This window comes from Siccirubricoccus deserti (assembly GCF_014283215.1).
Lineage (GTDB): Bacteria > Pseudomonadota > Alphaproteobacteria > Acetobacterales > Acetobacteraceae > Siccirubricoccus > Siccirubricoccus deserti.
On record NZ_JACOMF010000166.1, the window covers coordinates 1 to 3,016 of the forward strand.

Sequence of the window (3,016 nt, forward strand, 5' to 3'; positions counted from 1 at the left end):
GTAACCGTCGTCCCGCCCGCACGGTGAGCCTCGGCTGATCTGCCTTTCGGCTGGTTTCTCGGGCGCATGATGGCGCGGTAGCCTGAGCGCTCCGGCGAGACGGGGTGGAGATGGCGGTCGAGGACGATCTGCTGGCGCGGCTGCGCAAGATCGAGGCGCTGATGGCCGGCGCGGGGACGGCTGGCGAGCGGGAGGCGGCCGGCGCGGCGTTGGAGCGGGTCAAGGCGCGGCTGGAGAAGCAGGCGCGCCAGGACCCGCCGGTCGAGTTGCAGTTCTTCATGCCGGACGCCTGGTCGCGGCAGCTCTTCGTGGCGCTGTGCCGGCGCTACGGCCTCAAGCCCTTCCGCTACCCGCGGCAGAAGCGCACGACGGTGATGCTGCGTGTGCCGCGCGGGTTTAACGACACGGTGCTCTGGCCGGAGTTCGTCGAGCTGGATCGGGCGCTCGTCGCCCACCTGCAGGAGGTCACGACGCGGATCATCCACGGCGCGGTGCACGCCGACACGAGCGAGGCGGAGGAGGTGCCGGCGGCGCTGCCGGCGCGATAGCCCTACGCCGCGGCCGCGATGCCGGGCTGGCGCCACGCCCAGGGCAGTAGCGAGGCGAGTTCCGTCGAGCGCACCTCGCCGCGAACCATCCGCTCCAGCACGTCAGTCAGCCAGGCCTGCGGGTTGACGCTGCTGAGGATGGCGGTGCGGATCAGCGTGGTGGCGATGGCCCAGTTCTCGCCGCCGCCCTCGCTGCCGGCGAACAGAGCCGCCTTGCGCGTGACGACGACTGGCCGGATCTCCCGCTCCACGCTGTTGGTGTCGAGCTCGAGCGTGCCGTCGTCCAGGAACCGGCAGAGGCCCTCCCAGTGCCGCAGGCCATAGCGGATCGCCGCGGCAAGCGCGGAGCCCTGGCTGACGCGGCCGAGCTGGGCGTCGAGCCAGGTGCGGAGATTGCGCACGAGCGGCGCGCTGCGCTCCTGGCGGACGGCTTGGCGCTCTGCGGCGGGCCGGCCGCGGACCTCGCGCTCGATGGCGTAGAGCGCGCCGATGCGCAGCAGCGCCTCGGCGGCGATCGGCGAGGCGGTGTGGGCGTGGATCTTGTGGAAGCGCCGGCGCAGATGCGCCCAGCAGAAGGCGAGCGCGATGGCGCCGTCGTTGCGCCGATCGGCCAGTGCGCGGAAGCCGCCATAGCCGTCCACCTGCAGCGTGCCCCGGAAGGCGGCGAGATGGCGGGCGGGCCGGATGCCCTTGCGGTCCGGGGCATAGACGTAGGCGACGGCCGGCGGCCCGGTGCCGCCCGAGGCGCGGTCATCGGCGGCGTAGGCCCAGATCCGTCCGTCCCGCGTCCGGCCGCGGCCCGGTGCCAGGGTGGGCAGCGGCGTGTCGTCGGCGAACACCCTCGCATGGCCGACGATGTGGGCGAGGACCAGCTCGTGCAGCGGCCTGAGCCACCAGCAGGCCTGGCGCACCCAGTCGCAGAGCGTCGCGCGGTCGAGGTGGATGCCGCCGCGGGCCAGGATCTGGCACTGCCGATACAGCGGCAGCCCATCGCCGTATTTCGAGACCAGGACATGCGCCAGCAGCGCCTCGGTCGGCAGGCCGCCGGCGACGATCCGCGCCGGCGCGGGCGCCTGGTGCACGCCCTCGGCGCAGCGGCGGCAGGCATAGCGCGGCCGGACAGTCACGCGGACCCGTAGTTGGGCGGGCACGACGTCCAGCCGCTCTGCGCGGTCCTCGCCCACCCGGTGCATCTCGCGCCGGCAGCAGGGGCAGGCGCGGTCGGCGATGTCGATCACCTGCTCGATGCGCTCCAGATGCGCCGGCAGCGCGCCGCGGTTGCGGCGGCGCTCGGAGGCAGACTTGCGCTCCGGCGCCGCGGCGGCGTCGTGATCCGCTGCCGGTGGCGGCGGCGGTGCCGCGCCGAGGGCCAGCGCGAGCTGCCCCGGATCGACGCGCTCGATGCTCTGGCCGAAGCGCGACCGGCGGAGATCGTGGATGATCTGCTCGAGCTGCGCGATGCGCGCCTCGGCCGCGGCGAGCGCGGTGCGCAGTTCCACCAGGTCGGGAGACGCGGCGTCGGGCACGCCGGAATCGTCGCCGACAACTTCGCGTCGCTCCAAGCGAAAGCGGTGCCGCAAGCGATCACACCGCCGTCGGCCGCCAGGCCGGCTGCACCCGCCGCCACTCGAGGCCCTCGAGCAGAAGGGACATCTGCGCCGGCGACAGCATCACCTTGCCAGTCGCCGTCGCCGGCCAGGGGAAAGCACCCTGTTCGATGCGCTTGGTCAGCAGACACAGGCCGACGCCGTCGTGCCAGAGGCATTTCACCAGCCGCCCCTTGCGGCCGCGGAAGGCATAGAGCGAGCCGTCGAACGGATCGGCGCCGAGCGACTGCTGGACCAGCGCCGCCAGGCTGTCCATGCCGCGCCGCATGTCGGTGACGCCGCAGGCAAGGAACACCCGGGCGCCCGGTGGAGGCCCGATCATCGGCCGCGCAGCACCGCCAGCACCCGGCGCAGTGCGTCAGCGCCGACATCCTCGTCGAGCCGCAGCACCGTCCCGTCCGGCAGCACCACCTCCATGCGCGCGGGCGGCCGTACCGGGATCTCCGGGGCAGACAGCGGCGGAATCGGCGCCTCCTCCGCCATGGCGACCTGCGCGAAGGCGGGCAGCGGCATCGGCACGGCGCCGAGCCCGCCACTCATCACCTGCCGCCGCCACGTGTAGAATAGGCTCGAGGTGAGGCCCCAGCGCCGGATCACCTCGGCCGGCGTCACGCCGGGCTGCATCGCCTCGACGACGATCCGGCGCTTTTGGTCCGCCGACCAGCTCCGCCGCCCCTCGCCGCGTGTGACCACCTCGACAACATCGTCGGGGCGAGCCTTGCGAGCAGTTCTACGACCACTCCTATGACCGGTCTCGGCCGCCTCCGCCTCGATCTCCAACGCCACCTCCGCCGCATGCCGTAAAGCGACACGGCATCATCAGCAGGGCGTTTCGCAAGGTGAGGTCAGGACGACGGTTAC

4 protein-coding genes are annotated in these 3,016 nt (G+C 73.0%); 1 reads left to right on the top strand and 3 read right to left on the bottom strand.

What is annotated here, in order from left to right:
* Window positions 1-110 precede the first annotated feature (110 nt).
* The gene (locus H7965_RS29290; RefSeq protein ID WP_186774017.1) at window positions 111-548 is read left to right on the top strand and encodes a hypothetical protein; all 438 of its coding nucleotides are present in this window, start codon (window positions 111-113) and stop codon (window positions 546-548) included.
* A gap of 2 nt (window positions 549-550) precedes the next feature.
* On the opposite strand, the gene tnpC is transcribed toward H7965_RS29290, so the two are convergent.
* From tnpC to tnpA, 3 genes are read right to left on the bottom strand one after another with little or no spacing between them, the layout of a single operon-like run.
* Complete coding sequence (gene tnpC / locus H7965_RS29295; RefSeq protein ID WP_186774018.1) at window positions 551-2,074, bottom strand: IS66 family transposase; 1,524 nt, start codon at window positions 2,072-2,074, stop codon at window positions 551-553.
* Between the two features lie 58 nt (window positions 2,075-2,132).
* Window positions 2,133-2,477, bottom strand: coding sequence for an IS66 family insertion sequence element accessory protein TnpB (gene tnpB, locus H7965_RS29300; protein ID WP_186774019.1), 345 nt, complete (start codon window positions 2,475-2,477; stop codon window positions 2,133-2,135).
* Window positions 2,474-2,935, bottom strand: a complete 462-nt coding sequence (gene tnpA / locus H7965_RS29305; protein WP_186774020.1) for an IS66-like element accessory protein TnpA — start codon at window positions 2,933-2,935, stop codon at window positions 2,474-2,476. The genes tnpB and tnpA overlap by 4 nt, the downstream gene beginning before the upstream one ends.
* Between the last annotated feature and the right edge of the window lie 81 nt (window positions 2,936-3,016).